A 12,739-nucleotide genomic window follows, 5' to 3' on the forward strand; every position below is an offset into this window, starting at 1 on the left:
TTAGCGCTGGGCACCCGTCAGCAACTCTTCATGGCGGACGATCTCCGCGAGCGCCGTCTCAAGTAGCTGTACAGCCCGATTTGCGACGTTACCGAGCCGGCGATGCAGCAGTGCATCCTGCGGCGAGCGGGACAGGCACGCATCGCTGTAACGTTGGAATGCACTGAGTTGACTGACGAGTTCGGCCAAGTGCCGGGGGCACTCGCACTGGATCGTTGAAGTGAGCCCGGCGAAAGCAGCGAGCGCCTTGTCGTCGAAGCGACGCGCCGCCCGCGAGCGCGGGTCGGCATTCAGGATGTCCGCCTGGCGGAGGGCCATCGCCCAGTCGACGAGTTCTGTGATGAGCGCGCCCGGCCTGGCTTCAGCATCGGATTGCTGGACCACACGCAAGCCGCCGAGGCCCGCGCGTTCAATTGCGCGGGGCGAGCCCGATGTAAAGATCACGCTGATCGCTTTCGCGTGGGCCGCTTCGGCCAGCGCCACGATGCGAAGAAGGGTGTCCTCCTGAAGCGAAGGCACGGCGACTAGCAGCGCATCCGCTCTCGACCCTGCTCGTGCGTCCCGGAACGCTTCTTCCAACGAGCCCGGATGCCCGCAAATATGCATGCTGTCCGAGGCCGAATCCGAGATAGCAAGCGACACTGGTCCCACCATCAAAAGCGAAATCGGCTCGGACTGTGCCGAATGGGCGCTTGCAGACGATCGCACCAAAGCCCTTAGAGACTCCACATTGAGACTCGCCACCGCACGGATGGCATGCCCGCCATCGACTAGTCCTCTGATCAGACGCAAGCGCTCAATGTCTTCCTCTGTGTAAAGACGCTGGCCCGAAGCACTCTTCGGCGGCGCGACGACGGCGTACTTGCGTTCCCAAATGCGCAAGGTCGATGCCGACATTCGAGCCAGTTTTGCCGCTTCGCCGCTTCGGTAATGTCTGGGGGCTAATGACTTATAGAGCCTTTTCACAAGTCCTCCTCACTGCCCGTGCAGGTTAATACGCTGGGCAGGCTGCGAACAGGGCACCGTGCTGCGGAGAGCGGTAATGCTCACCAATGAGTCAGAAATGCATCGGTATGTTGCTCGGGACGTTGCATGCCGAGAGGGATTGCGGACGCCTTGGATGGCGCGGCCGCCGTTACGCATTGGGTTTCAAGAGTCGAGAGGGAGTTTCCCCCGAGACTGGCCCGTTGACGAACGTGCCCTTAAGCCGGAACCCAACTCAAACTCGACAACGCCGACTGCGTTCGCAGCAGCTTCTGTGCGACGTCACGGTTCCGTCACATATCAAACTTAGTCTCCTGCGCCAGTATCGACTGATGGTTCCAGGGGATTCAACATGAAACACATGTACGGCTTGGCAGCCGCCTTGGCTGGCAGCATTCTTGTCGCCGCATGCGGTGGCGACTCTGTATTGAGCAGTGGCACCTCTGCAGCGCAGAGCCAACCAACGCGAACAATCGTCATGGTCTGGGACGGGCTGCGCCCGGACTCGATCAATGCCACGGATACACCGAACCTGTATGCATTGCGCCAGGCAGGTGTCAACTTCAGCGACAACCATTCAACGTACCCGACCTTCACGATGATGAACGGTTCGTCCTTTGCGACGGGCGCGTTCCCGAAGACCAGCGGGTTCTACGGCAACACGTTCTGGACGCCGCCGCAGGGCGCGACCAACAGCATTCCGGCGGGCAACCTCGGGACGCCGAACAGCGGCAAAACAGCGGCTGCATCGGCTGACTATGTCGATCCGATCTTTACCGAGGACTACCAGGTCCTGACCACCCTCAACAACTATTACGGGGGGCAGCTGCTTCTGGTAAAGAGTCTGTTTGCTTCGGCCCAGGCTGCAGGCTTGACGACTGCCACCGTAGGGAAGTCCGGCGCCGCCTTCATCCAGGATCTGGGGCAGGGTGGATATTTTCTCGACGAGAACACGGTACAGCCGCGTAGCCTGGTCACCGAACTGCAGAGCGCCGGCTACGCACTGCCGTTCAATACGCAGTACGGATACTCGGGGTCCAACGCCGTCACGTTGGCTGCGACGAACGGAGATCCGACCGCGCGCGCCGGCTATATCACCTTCAACACAACGGCCTATGACAGTGCCAGTGGCGTGACCGCCATTGCGGCCCGCGATAGCAGCGATACCACCCAGGGTGCACCCGAGGACGCAGCTAACAAGTACATGTTGTCGGTGTTCACCAACTACATCCTGCCGAAGAAGCAGCCGATGCTCTCGCTGATCTGGTTCCGCACGCCCGATAACGTGGAGCATGGCTACGGCCCTGGGTCGGCAAACGCGATCGCTGGCCTGCGCTCACAGGATCAGCGCCTTGGCGAACTGATCAACGCGCTCAAGGCGAACAATCTGTACGCAAGTACCAACCTGATCGTGGTCTCGGACCACGGCCATTCCAGCGTCTCGGGCCCGCTTTCGCTGTACCCCCTGCGCGCCATTACGCCGTCCGGTACTGCGCCTGGCGGCACGCCCGTCAATGGCGCAACCAGCGGGACGGATGCAGCTGCCATCGGTGCGGTATCTGCCACGGGCTACTCGTTCTCCGGCGACGTTCGCTCGGCCGACTTGCTCACCTATCGGGGCTTCAAGGCGTACGACGGCTCGGGTTGTACAACCTCTGCCATGTACGGTCTGCAGGCCAACGGTACGCCGACCGTGCCGGTCAAGGTGGATACGACCGGCTCTCTGTGTGGTGCGGCCAATACAAAGTACCAAGCGATCAGTGCGAGTCTGGCATCGCCTGTTGCCAGCTTCAAGGTGCCGTCTCCTGGCAATCTCCCGGCCAATAGCATCGTGGTCGCGGCCAATGGCGGCTCGGATTACTTCTATGTGCCAAGCCATGACGCGACCACGGTTCAGAACCTCGTGAAGGTCCTGCAACAACGCGAAGAGTATGGCGCGATCTTCGTGGATAGCCGCTACGGCGCGCTCCCGGGCACGCTGCCCATGTCCATGGTCAACCTGGAGAACGCGCAGCGGCAGAACAATGGTCAACCTGATGTGGTGGTCAGCTTCAACTGGGATGATCAGGTCTCGATCAAGGGCATGCCCGGCATCGAGTTCGAAAGCACCGGTGGCCAACGCGGCATGCACGGCAGCTTTGGTACGACAGACGTGCATAACACGCTGATTGCCAGCGGCCCGTCTTTCCGCACGAGTACCGTTGTGACCAATCCGACAGGCAACGTTGACGTGGCGCCGACGGTTGCGTATCTGCTGGGCTTGTCGATGCCACAGGCTGACGGCCGCATCATCAACGAGGCGCTGGTCAATCCGGCAAGCCCGACCGCGCCGAGCATCAAGGCGTCGACGGTGAGCCCCGCTGCGCCTGCCACCGGCCTGAGCTTTGAGGTGCCAACCGACCCGACGGGCGCCACCAAGGATACTGCGCTGACCCAGGGCAGCTACACCATCAACCTTGCCGTGAAGGATCTGAGCGTTGATGGCAAGACCTACCGATACTTTGACTATGCCAAGGCTGTCCGCCAGTAATGCGAGCCGTTGGGCGACAGGCGCGGTGCTGCTGTGTGCGGTGTTGGCACCGGCACCGGCAGCCGCGGCTGGGCGCCCGGCGGTGACGTTCGAATCGGTCTTCCAGTCTGGCACCGAGCCTGCAGCGCTGTTCTATCGGGCCGAGTTCACGGCCAGCGATGGCGTGCACGCGCTGCAGGTCTGGCGTGACAGACAAGTGCGCCTGCGGCGCAAGACGGATGACGCGCTTGATACGTATGTCGTTCGGAATACTGCCGATCCGCTCGAATACCAGATGACGGTGGTGGACTACCGCAAGCGGATCACCACGCGAATTGATCGCAATAACTTGATTCGCCTGGGCCACTTCAGTGACTGGTTCGATATGGCCCACGGCTTGCGGCATCCGGTCGGCGCCTATCGTCTTGCGCCGACCACTGCGCCTGCTGGGGCGCCGGCACCGGCGTCGACATGCCGTTGGTATGTGCTCTCGCAGGGCAATACCACGCATCGGATCTGCTGGAGCGCCCGGGAGCACTTGCCAATGGTGATCTGGTCAGAGGCCAACGCGTCTGCCGTCTGGCGTGTTACGCAGGTCGAGCACCAGCCGATTGGGGACGAAGTCTTCGTGACTCATGATGCCGGATTCGTCCGCAATGATGCGAACGCCGACATTGAGGGCGATTGAGCGCTGCTTCATCAGGCGACCCGTCGACTAACCGGGCCGGTGCAAGCTTGGCGACGGCGAACGGCGACCGCACCATTAGATCGCCACGAGCCGTTGCCTCAACCGTGGTACGAGAAAATCTAGAAACGCTCGCAGCTTGATTGGCAAAGGCTTTTGACCGGCGTGCATGACGTGCACAGGCAGCGGCGCAGGCTCGAAGTGCTGCAGCACGATGCGTAACGAACCCTGCGCGACCGCATCCACCACTTGATACGAAAGCACGCGCGTGAGCCCGACGCCCGCGGCTGCAGCGGCGATGGCCGCGTCCGCGGTGTTGACCACGAGCCGCGAATGGATCTCGACGTTCGTTGCTTTGTTGGAGCGAGATGGGAACGTCCACATTTGCGCAGTGTCCAGCGCATTGAACGTCACGCACGTATGCACGTTCAGCTGAGCGGGCGTGGCGGGAACGCCATGCGCTTCAAGGTACGCGGGGCTGGCACAGACAACCCGGCGGACCTCGCCGACACGCGTTGCCACCATGCTGCTATCGGGCAGAGCGCCAATGCGCACTGCCGCATCGACGTGCTCATCGAGCAAGTGGAGGCTGCGATCGACCAGCGAAAGCCGAACATCGATCTGCGGGTACGTGGCGAGAAATTCTGCAATCAGCGGCGTGACATGCAACCGGCCGAACACCACTGGCGCGGTGACTGACAGCTCGCCGCGAGGGGTCGCGTATTCGCCGGTGGCGGCGCGTTCAGCTTCATCAACCTCTCCGAGAATCTTGCGGCACGCCGCAACGTAGGCCGCGCCTGCTTCGGTCAAGGAAAGCCGCCGCGTGGTGCGGATCAGCAACCGCGTCGCCAAATGCGATTCCAGTTCGGTGATCTTGCGACTGACTGTCGTCAGCGGCATGCCGAGATGCCTGGCAGCAGCGGAAAAGCTGCCTGCGTCGGCAACCGATAACAGCACCTGCATCGCTTCGAGTCGGTCCATGGCTCTAGCTGGAGGGTTGTAGGGAACGTGAGGCCTCTGCGGTTTCAGGTGCCCCGGCAATGCTCGGAAACTCTACCACCGAGTGGAAAAATCATTCCCGATTCGAGCCCATTATCCTGTTGATCGGAAATACCTACAGTACGGGTGTCGCTGTTCAACCCGCCTGAAAGGAGACGTCGATGCCCCGTATTCCGACCCCCACCACGATCGCCGATGCACCCGCCGCATCCCGCCCGCTACTCGAAGCCGTCGAGCAACAGCTGGGCGTCGTGCCCAATCTGTTTCGCATGGTTGCGAACAGCCCCGCTGCGCTCGAAGGCTATCTAGCGCTGTCTGGTGCTCTTGCGAAGGGCAAGCTATCCGCGCAGACACGCGAACGGATTGCCCTGGCAATCGCGGAAGTCAACGGCTGCGATTACTGCCTGTCAGCGCACGCTTACCTCGCGAAAAATGTCGCGAAACTCAATGACGCCGAGATCGCTGCGAATCGGCACGGCAAGTCGAACGACCCAAAGGCCGATGCCGCCGTACGCTTTGCTGTGCTGGTTGCCCAACAGCGCGGGCGTGTCGCTGACGTGGAGTTGGCAGCCGTCAAGGCGGCGGGCTACACCGATGCCGACATCATCGAGATTGTCCAGAACGTTGCGCTGAACGTCTGGACGAACTACATCAACGTCGTCGCGCAGACGGAAATCGACTTCCCTCTGGTGAGCGCCGAAGCGGTCGCCTGAGCGAACCTCACCGGAGGCGAGGAAGCGCTGCTATACCGTCCGCGCTTCCGGCTTTGCATGGAGCGGCTGTCATGAATCAGAGGGCATATCCGAGCGACATTGCTTTCACCTCCACCGTGAAGGCGATACAGACGCGGCACGGCTCGCGTGAGCTTTACGCGAGCGTGGAGAAGGGCCGAGGCTGGCACACGACGATCACGCCGGACTGTGCCGCTTTCATCCGTCAACAGACGAGTGTCTTTCTGGCGACGGCCAATGCGGCTGGGCAGCCGTACATCCAGCATCGCGGGGGGCCACGCGGCTTCCTGCATGTGCTCGATGCAAAGACGATCGCCTTTGCAGATTTTGCGGGAAACCAGCAGTTCATTACGCTGGGCAACCTCGCGGACAATCCGAAGGCATATTTCTTCATGATCGACTATGCGCGCCGCCGAAGAATCAAATTCTGGGGAACGGCGACGGTGTCGGAAGACCTGCAATTGATCGAACAGCTCGCACGGAAGGACTACAAGGCAAAGCCGCAGCGTGTCATCGTGTTCACGGTCGAAGCCTGGGACATGAATTGCCCGCAGCACATCCCGCAGCGATTCGATGCGGACGATGTGCGCAAGGTCTTGGAAGAGAAGGACGAGCGGATCCGTTTGCTGGAGGAGCAAGTGCGTGAGCTGCAAGAGCAGGCGACGCGCGCCAGTGCTCAGGAATGATGGCGGGCACCGGCGCCAGCCACAGGCGTAACAGCGTAGGCGCGCATCAAGTTCATACAGCTCTGCGGCCGCAACGGAATTGATTTCATGGTCTCACTCGTCGCCTTTCGCCGCCCTACCATGGTTGGTTGGCGGGCCCAACGGTGAACTCATTGACGGTTGTGTCGTCGGGCAGATCGATCGCAAAGGCCACGACCTCGGCGACCCGGTCCGCGCTGATGCCGTATTGCTGGTAGATGGCATGCATGCTGTCGGCAGACTCCTTGTGGGTGATGGTGTCCAGCAACTCGGTGTTGATCGCGGCCGGGTAGATCGTCGCCGTACGGATGTTGTTTCCTTCCATCGCAGATTCCATGCGAAGGACTTCCATGAAGTCCCGCACGAACCACTTGGTGCCACCGTACACTGCGCAGCCGGGATAGGCTTTGAGGCCGGCTACGGATGACGTTGCAATGACGTGTCCCGACTTCTGCGCGATGAACGAGGGCAACACTGCGGCGACGCCGTTCAGGACACCCTTGACGTTGACGTCGATCATGCGATGCCAGTCGTCCGTCTTTAGCGCGGAGAGAGGCGAGTTCGGCATGAGCCCGGCGTTCAGGAACATGACATCGACACGCCCGAATTTCTGCTTGGCCAGGTTGACGATCTCGTCGTTGTCAGACTGCCGGGTCACGTCCATCACGGCATATGTGGCTTGGCCGCCGGCATGCTCGATTGCATCCGTGAGTTGTCGCAGTTCATTTTCGCGGCGCGCACCAAGGACCACCTTGGCACCTCGCGCAGCAAGCAGTCGTGCAGTTGCCGCACCGATGCCTGACGACGCACCCGTGATGATGATGACTTTGTCTTTGATCATGGCTTGTCTCCCAAGTACTGTTCATCGGAAACAGGTTCCAGCCACTCCACTGGCTTCCCGTCGAGTGCCTCCTGAACGGCGATATGCGTCATCGCTGTCGTCGACGTAGCGCCATGCCAATGCTTGTGATTCGGCGGACACCAGATCACGTCGCCGGCACGGATCTCCACTCTTTCTTCGCCCTCGCACTGCGTCCAACCGCATCCCGCTGTGACGATAAGCGTCTGCCCAAGCGCGTGTGTATGCCAATGGGTTCGCGCTCCCGGCTCGAACGTCACGGCGGCGCACGAGTGGCGAGCGGGCGCCGGAGGGTTGCTCAAGGGATCGATGCGAACGCTCCCCGTGAACCATTCGGCGGGCCCCTTGATGGATGGGGACCTTGTCCCATCGCCCGGTTGATTGCACACGGGCTGCGTTGGGACGTTTTCGGTCAGCCGCCAGTGACGGCGCTGCAGCCGCGGCAGCCGTTCCGAGAGCCAGGGCGCCTTGCAGGGCGCGCCGGCGAGAATTCGAGAAATCCATGGATGTTCCTTTAGATTGGTAATTCACACCACTTGCCGATTGCGATACGCCGTGATCAATGCCATCACCGCCGCAGACACCAAGAGCAGTGCGCTGAAGCCGAAAGTGGCGGCGTAGCCGTGGGCATCGAATAGCATTCCTCCCACCGTCGAGCCCAATGCAATAGCCAACTGGACCACGGCCACCATCAACCCACCGCCGGCTTCAGCGCTTTCCGGCATCGTCGTTGCTAGCCAGCTCCACCAGCCCACCGGCGCGGCGGTCGCCAGCAGCCCCCATACGGCCAGCAGTCCAAAGGTGACGGCGCTTTGCTCTCGGAATAGAACCAGCGCTATGGCCACAGAGGCCATCACGAGCGGGATGGTGGCCAGGGTGCGGTATAGGTTGCGGGAGAGGAACCAGCCGATGATGGCGGTGCCGAAAAGGCCCGCCACACCGATCGCGAGCAGTACGAGTGAGAGGGTCGAGGCGTTGGCGTTCGTCGTCGTCTCCAAGAAAGGGCGGACATAGGTGAAGAGGGAGAACTGCCCCATGAAGAAAAGGCCGACCGCAGCCATTCCCCTAAACACCAGCGGATCTGCCAGCAGGCGCACTGCGTTGCGGGATCGGCGAGCCGGAGCGGCCGTCCGCATCGATGGCAGACTCACCCACTGCCACGCGAAGGCCAGCACGGCGACCGGCACGAGACCAAAGAACGCACCGCGCCATCCGACCAGCGAGCCAACGAAGCTGCCAAGCGGGGCGGCGATGACTGTGGCAAGGGCATTGCCGCCGTTGAAGATCGCCAGCGCCCGCGGGATCTTCGCTGCGGGTACGAGACGAATAGCCGTGGCTGCCGACATTGACCAGAAGCCACCGACGGACACGCCGACGAGCACACGGCCCATCATGTACATCACAAGCCCCTGCGCCGATGCGATCAGGAGGCCGGACGCGGCCATGAAAGCGGTCATGCACAGCAGGATGGTCTTGCGATCCATCCGGCGCGCCAGTGCGGGAAGCAGGAGGCTCGTCAAGACGGCGAAGGCGCCGGACACGGCGATCGCCTGACCCGCCACGCCCTCGCTGATGCGTAGGTCTGTTGCGATCGGCGTAAGAAGACTGACCGGCATGAACTCCGATGCGATCAGTGCAAACACGCACAGCGCCATGGAAAACACGCCACTCCAGTGGCTTGGTCCGTCGACGCTGCCGGCTGCAAGACCTGATGGTGCTGGCAGCCGCTTGCTGCAGAGTTGGGTAGCGAGGTTTGATGGTGCCTTAGTCATGCCCCAAATTATGGTGACGGCGCTCGCGTGCTTCTAGATAATGAATGCTTAATGAATTTAGTAGCCTGGCTAATGAATCGGAGGGAATCGTGGCGAGGAGGAACCTGAACGAACTGTTGGGGTTCGTGACTGTTGCGCGCGAAGGCAGCTTCACGCGCGCCGCAGCGACTTTGGGGGTTACCCAGTCTGCATTGAGTCAATCCATCCGCGCTTTGGAAGAGCGGCTCCAGATCCGGCTTTTGACACGGACAACACGAAGCGTGTCGACTACGGCCGCCGGTGAGCGCTTGATGCTTGCGATAGGACACCGCTTCGACGAAATCGAAACCGAACTGGACGCTCTCACAGCGCTACGGGATAAGCCGGCAGGCACGGTCCGCATTACGTGCGGCGATCACATTCTGCAGAGCACCTTGTTGCCCAAACTAGCCCCATTGCTGCGGACCTATCCGGATATCAAGGTGGAGTTCGACATGAACTATGGGTTTCGCGACATCGTGGCCGACCGCTTCGATGCGGGGGTGCGCATGGGCAGCACGATAGATCGGGACATGATTGCCGTCCCGATCGGGCCACCATTGCGTCTGGCTGTGGTTGCATCGCCAAAATATTTTGCGGCTCATCCTGCGCCGAAGGTCCCACGGGATCTGACGGAGCATCGCTGCATCAATCAGCGCATGCCGACCTCAGGGGGCCTGTACGTCTGGGACTTCGAGCGGCGCGGCCGCAAGGTGAACGTCCGCGTGGACGGGCCCCTCATCTTCAATACCGCGCCCCCGCAGGTGGACGCTGCGCTTGCCGGTCTCGGTGTGGCGTTGCTGCCCGAAGATGAGGTGATGTCCCATGTCACCGCCGGACGGCTGGTAAGCGTGCTGGAAGACTGGTGTCCGAAATTTGCCGGGTACCACCTCTACTACCCAAGCCGGCGGCAGCCTTCTCCTGCGTTTTCGTTGGTTGTGGAAGCGTTGCGCTATCGAGGCTAGCGTCATTGGAGTTGGCTGCGATCGGCCATACGAGCGACTCGATCGGCGCGATCGATCCCACCCCCTATGCCGTCTTCCGCAGATCCGAAATCAGTGCCGACGCCCGCGCAAAGTGAGAGAGCGCCCGGGCGCGCCTCTGCTGATGGCTGCCGGCGAGATGATGACGGGCTCTTTGACGTCGTCGGCCTGCAGGATGATACGCATGCCGGCGTAACGGTCTGCTTGGTAGATGCATCTTTTGAGCAGTTGCAGCGCGGGCTGCGCGCTGTATTGAGCGTCGTCCCTAGCGTTGCCGTATCCATAGTCCGTTCGGAGTTACCCCAATTCCGCAACGGCGTTAGTGAAAACGGCTAGATGGCTTTCGAATTTGCCGGTGGCTTGCGACATACCTATCGGTCAAGGCAAGGGGGGCGCAATGTTATCCCCAACAGCTGTGGACAAGACATCTCCCGCCTTCCGCCAACCCTTGGTGCGCTTCGGTCGTGTCGACGTGCTCAAACTTTAAGCGGCGCGGAAACTGTATATACTGTTTTCGCAAACATCGGAAAAGGGGGGAGTTATGGAAATTGAAACGGCTAAGCAAGCAACCACGGATCAGTCCGCGTCTACAAACGATACGGTGAAAACGCGCCGTGCCAAAGCTGTGAGCGGCGCAGATCCGCAAGCGACGAGCGCAGACGCGGCGAAAGCCGGTTCAACTTCAGTCGCCGAGAGCGGCCCAAAGAAGGGCAGACGTGCAAATGGGGAGGCGAACCCTCCGGAGGCTTCACCCAGGCAGAAATCGAAAAAGGCGAAGGTGGTGCGGGACAGCTTTTCGATGCCGGAACAGGACTATCGCAAGCTCGCTGAACTTAAGGAGCGGTGCCTTGCCGACGGTCGAAGGGTCAAGAAAAGCGAGCTGCTCCGCGCCGGAATCATTTTGCTGGCATCGCTTCCAGCAAAACGCCTGCTGGCTGCGGTGGCACGCGTAGAGTCGATCAAAACCGGCCGTCCTCCAAAGGGGTAATGCCTTCAGCCCTTGCGGCCTGGTTTTCTGTTCTACAAGCCGCTCCGCCGGTCAGATGCCATGGCTGCGACTCGGCTCGGCCTGAAACACATCAGGCCCTGGGAGAACTGAACGCGAGCACGCAGCGCCTTTTGTCATTTGAAAAGGTTTCAAAGGTATGACAACGAGGCGCTTCGATTTGCATAACAACAGAATTCAATTTTATTAACATCAATCTATGGATCGTCACGGGCTTGGCCTGTACTCTTGCCTGTGACGATGCAATCTCGCTTTATCTCTCCACGTCTCCCGCATCGTCTTGTAGCGCAGCTTGGTTGCTGCGCTTTTCTTTTTCCGACGTTACTCCCCATCAGCTGACTTTTTTCTGACATTAAATTGTCACAGATGTGGATTAAGCGCCCCCTTGTTGATTTGTAAGACGCCCATGCACAAAATGCCTACCAGGGGATAGCGTGCGGGGAACGTCATGCAAGGTTGGTCAATTCAGCATTTCAAGGGCTGCTCTATACATGTTCTAGCCGTGCTCGGCCGTGGCTCCGAGTTCAGGTATGCATACACCGGGTTCGTCTGCGCTCCGAAGGAGGGGGGCACGGCATATCCGAAGATGCAGCGGTTCCACCATATATCCGCTGACTTTGATTCCTTTGACGCAGCGATATCCGCCGGCATGCGCGAGGGTCGAGCAATCGCGGAACGCTGGTTTTCTATGGCCGTCGAGGAGCAGAGCCGAGCCTTGTGAGGACATGCATCAGTCGTGTCTACCGCATCAAGGTCGCGCGACCCGGGGAGTCAAACCGCGTACGTCGCTGACGCAAACCACGTTTGCGTTCTTTTCATGGAAGATGGGTCGCTCTTGCGCCCAAGCCTTGTTTGACGCCTTTGCAGAGTCGTCTTATGTTATTTTACATAACACAAATTACGCGTCAAATGAACGAGCGCGTTCGTCGTCACCACCTGACCATTCAAACCCCCGCGCTCCGTATTCTCGGACTGCCCTTGCTGTGCAATCGCCCCAATACTGGCGAGCGAACCAGTTTTAAATGTCGAAGCAAATAGCAAGAAGCTCCATGGCGACTCCCACCATCGACACAATTTTGAAAACCCGGGGTATTGACGCGGCGTACAAGGCGGCCTGTCAACGCATTCGGGAGCAGCAAGCCCACATCGACGAACTGCACGGGTCTCGGTTCTTCGAGGTGCGCGTGCTCAAGGACGGAACGAGGAAGCTTTGGCCGACAACGAAAGCTGCAATCAGCCGAACGTTCGATCTGGATGATTTCGATTGCGAACCGCCCTCGGATTTTTTCTACTGCGACGAGAACGGCCAGTTGCACACGGTCAACTTGGCCAAGCACGACCTCGTCGATGCAGATGGAGACATGCCATCCGGGCGCGCTTCATACGACTTGATCGCCAATGGTCGGGTAGTTGGCCATGTGGTACCAGAAGACCGCTGATGCAGCATTAGACTGCCCTACGTCGATCGCCCATTCTTGTTGAGCAACGC

The 12,739-nt window shown here is 60.4% G+C and carries 12 protein-coding genes; 7 read left to right on the forward strand and 5 right to left on the reverse strand.

Translation table 11 applies throughout. From position 1 onward, the window contains the following. Window positions 1-966 (reverse strand): MerR family transcriptional regulator, encoded by a 966-nt coding sequence (locus N5B55_RS19915; RefSeq protein ID WP_304541526.1) that lies wholly within the window; start codon window positions 964-966, stop codon window positions 1-3. 370 nt (window positions 967-1,336) lie between these two features. On the opposite strand from N5B55_RS19915, the gene N5B55_RS19920 reads away from it, so the two are divergent. Next, complete coding sequence (locus N5B55_RS19920; RefSeq protein WP_304541528.1) at window positions 1,337-3,514, forward strand: alkaline phosphatase family protein; 2,178 nt, start codon at window positions 1,337-1,339, stop codon at window positions 3,512-3,514. Next, window positions 3,492-4,181, forward strand: coding sequence for a hypothetical protein (locus N5B55_RS19925; protein ID WP_304541534.1), 690 nt, complete (start codon window positions 3,492-3,494; stop codon window positions 4,179-4,181). Before N5B55_RS19920 ends, N5B55_RS19925 begins: the two co-directional genes overlap by 23 nt. Before the next feature lie 75 nt (window positions 4,182-4,256). Here N5B55_RS19925 and N5B55_RS19930 read toward each other — a convergent pair whose 3' ends face one another. Further along, the gene (locus N5B55_RS19930) at window positions 4,257-5,159 is read right to left on the reverse strand and encodes a LysR family transcriptional regulator (protein WP_154205881.1); all 903 of its coding nucleotides are present in this window, start codon (window positions 5,157-5,159) and stop codon (window positions 4,257-4,259) included. Window positions 5,160-5,338: 179 nt separating this feature from the next. Here N5B55_RS19930 and N5B55_RS19935 point away from each other — a divergent pair, with 179 nt between their 5' ends. Beyond that, entirely contained in the window at window positions 5,339-5,890 is a 552-nt protein-coding gene (locus tag N5B55_RS19935; protein WP_065855181.1) for a carboxymuconolactone decarboxylase family protein, read from the forward strand. Between the two features lie 71 nt (window positions 5,891-5,961). Next, on the forward strand, window positions 5,962-6,594 hold the full coding sequence (locus tag N5B55_RS19940; protein WP_304541539.1) for a pyridoxamine 5'-phosphate oxidase family protein: 633 nt from the start codon (window positions 5,962-5,964) through the stop codon (window positions 6,592-6,594). Between the two features lie 115 nt (window positions 6,595-6,709). On the opposite strand, the gene N5B55_RS19945 is transcribed toward N5B55_RS19940, so the two are convergent. The 3 genes from N5B55_RS19945 to N5B55_RS19955 all read right to left on the reverse strand — a co-directional run bounded on the left by N5B55_RS19945 (window position 6,710) and on the right by N5B55_RS19955 (window position 9,126). Then, window positions 6,710-7,453: an SDR family oxidoreductase gene (locus N5B55_RS19945; protein ID WP_178962236.1), complete on the reverse strand. Its 744-nt coding sequence runs from the start codon at window positions 7,451-7,453 to the stop codon at window positions 6,710-6,712. Next, complete coding sequence (locus tag N5B55_RS19950; protein ID WP_304541547.1) at window positions 7,450-7,860, reverse strand: (R)-mandelonitrile lyase; 411 nt, start codon at window positions 7,858-7,860, stop codon at window positions 7,450-7,452. Before N5B55_RS19950 ends, N5B55_RS19945 begins: the two co-directional genes overlap by 4 nt. A gap of 138 nt (window positions 7,861-7,998) precedes the next feature. Next, window positions 7,999-9,126 carry an MFS transporter gene (locus tag N5B55_RS19955; protein WP_304541556.1) on the reverse strand — a complete coding sequence of 376 codons (1,128 nt, stop codon included), beginning with the start codon at window positions 9,124-9,126 and terminating at the stop codon, window positions 7,999-8,001. Window positions 9,127-9,332: 206 nt separating this feature from the next. Here N5B55_RS19955 and N5B55_RS19960 point away from each other — a divergent pair, with 206 nt between their 5' ends. From N5B55_RS19960 to N5B55_RS19970, 3 genes are all read left to right on the forward strand, one after another. Next, entirely contained in the window at window positions 9,333-10,226 is an 894-nt protein-coding gene (locus N5B55_RS19960) for a LysR family transcriptional regulator (RefSeq protein ID WP_178962420.1), read from the forward strand. 559 nt (window positions 10,227-10,785) lie between these two features. Beyond that, window positions 10,786-11,232 carry a hypothetical protein gene (locus N5B55_RS19965; protein WP_304541563.1) on the forward strand — a complete coding sequence of 149 codons (447 nt, stop codon included), beginning with the start codon at window positions 10,786-10,788 and terminating at the stop codon, window positions 11,230-11,232. A gap of 1,067 nt (window positions 11,233-12,299) precedes the next feature. Further along, window positions 12,300-12,689 carry a hypothetical protein gene (locus tag N5B55_RS19970; protein ID WP_304541565.1) on the forward strand — a complete coding sequence of 130 codons (390 nt, stop codon included), beginning with the start codon at window positions 12,300-12,302 and terminating at the stop codon, window positions 12,687-12,689. Window positions 12,690-12,739 lie beyond the last annotated feature (50 nt).

It is taken from the genome of Ralstonia pickettii (genome assembly GCF_030582395.1).
GTDB lineage: Bacteria > Pseudomonadota > Gammaproteobacteria > Burkholderiales > Burkholderiaceae > Ralstonia > Ralstonia pickettii_D.

Coding starts and splice junctions, on each gene's coding strand:
- N5B55_RS19920 (WP_304541528.1), top strand. CDS start 1,337: ATGAAACACATGTACGGCTTGGCAGCCGCCTTGGCTGGCAGCATTCTT.
- N5B55_RS19925 (WP_304541534.1), top strand. CDS start 3,492: ATGCCAAGGCTGTCCGCCAGTAATGCGAGCCGTTGGGCGACAGGCGCG.
- N5B55_RS19930 (WP_154205881.1), bottom strand. CDS start 5,159: ATGGACCGACTCGAAGCGATGCAGGTGCTGTTATCGGTTGCCGACGCA.
- N5B55_RS19935 (WP_065855181.1), top strand. CDS start 5,339: ATGCCCCGTATTCCGACCCCCACCACGATCGCCGATGCACCCGCCGCA.
- N5B55_RS19940 (WP_304541539.1), top strand. CDS start 5,962: ATGAATCAGAGGGCATATCCGAGCGACATTGCTTTCACCTCCACCGTG.
- N5B55_RS19945 (WP_178962236.1), bottom strand. CDS start 7,453: ATGATCAAAGACAAAGTCATCATCATCACGGGTGCGTCGTCAGGCATC.
- N5B55_RS19955 (WP_304541556.1), bottom strand. CDS start 9,126: ATGGCGCTGTGCGTGTTTGCACTGATCGCATCGGAGTTCATGCCGGTC.
- N5B55_RS19965 (WP_304541563.1), top strand. CDS start 10,786: ATGGAAATTGAAACGGCTAAGCAAGCAACCACGGATCAGTCCGCGTCT.
- N5B55_RS19970 (WP_304541565.1), top strand. CDS start 12,300: ATGGCGACTCCCACCATCGACACAATTTTGAAAACCCGGGGTATTGAC.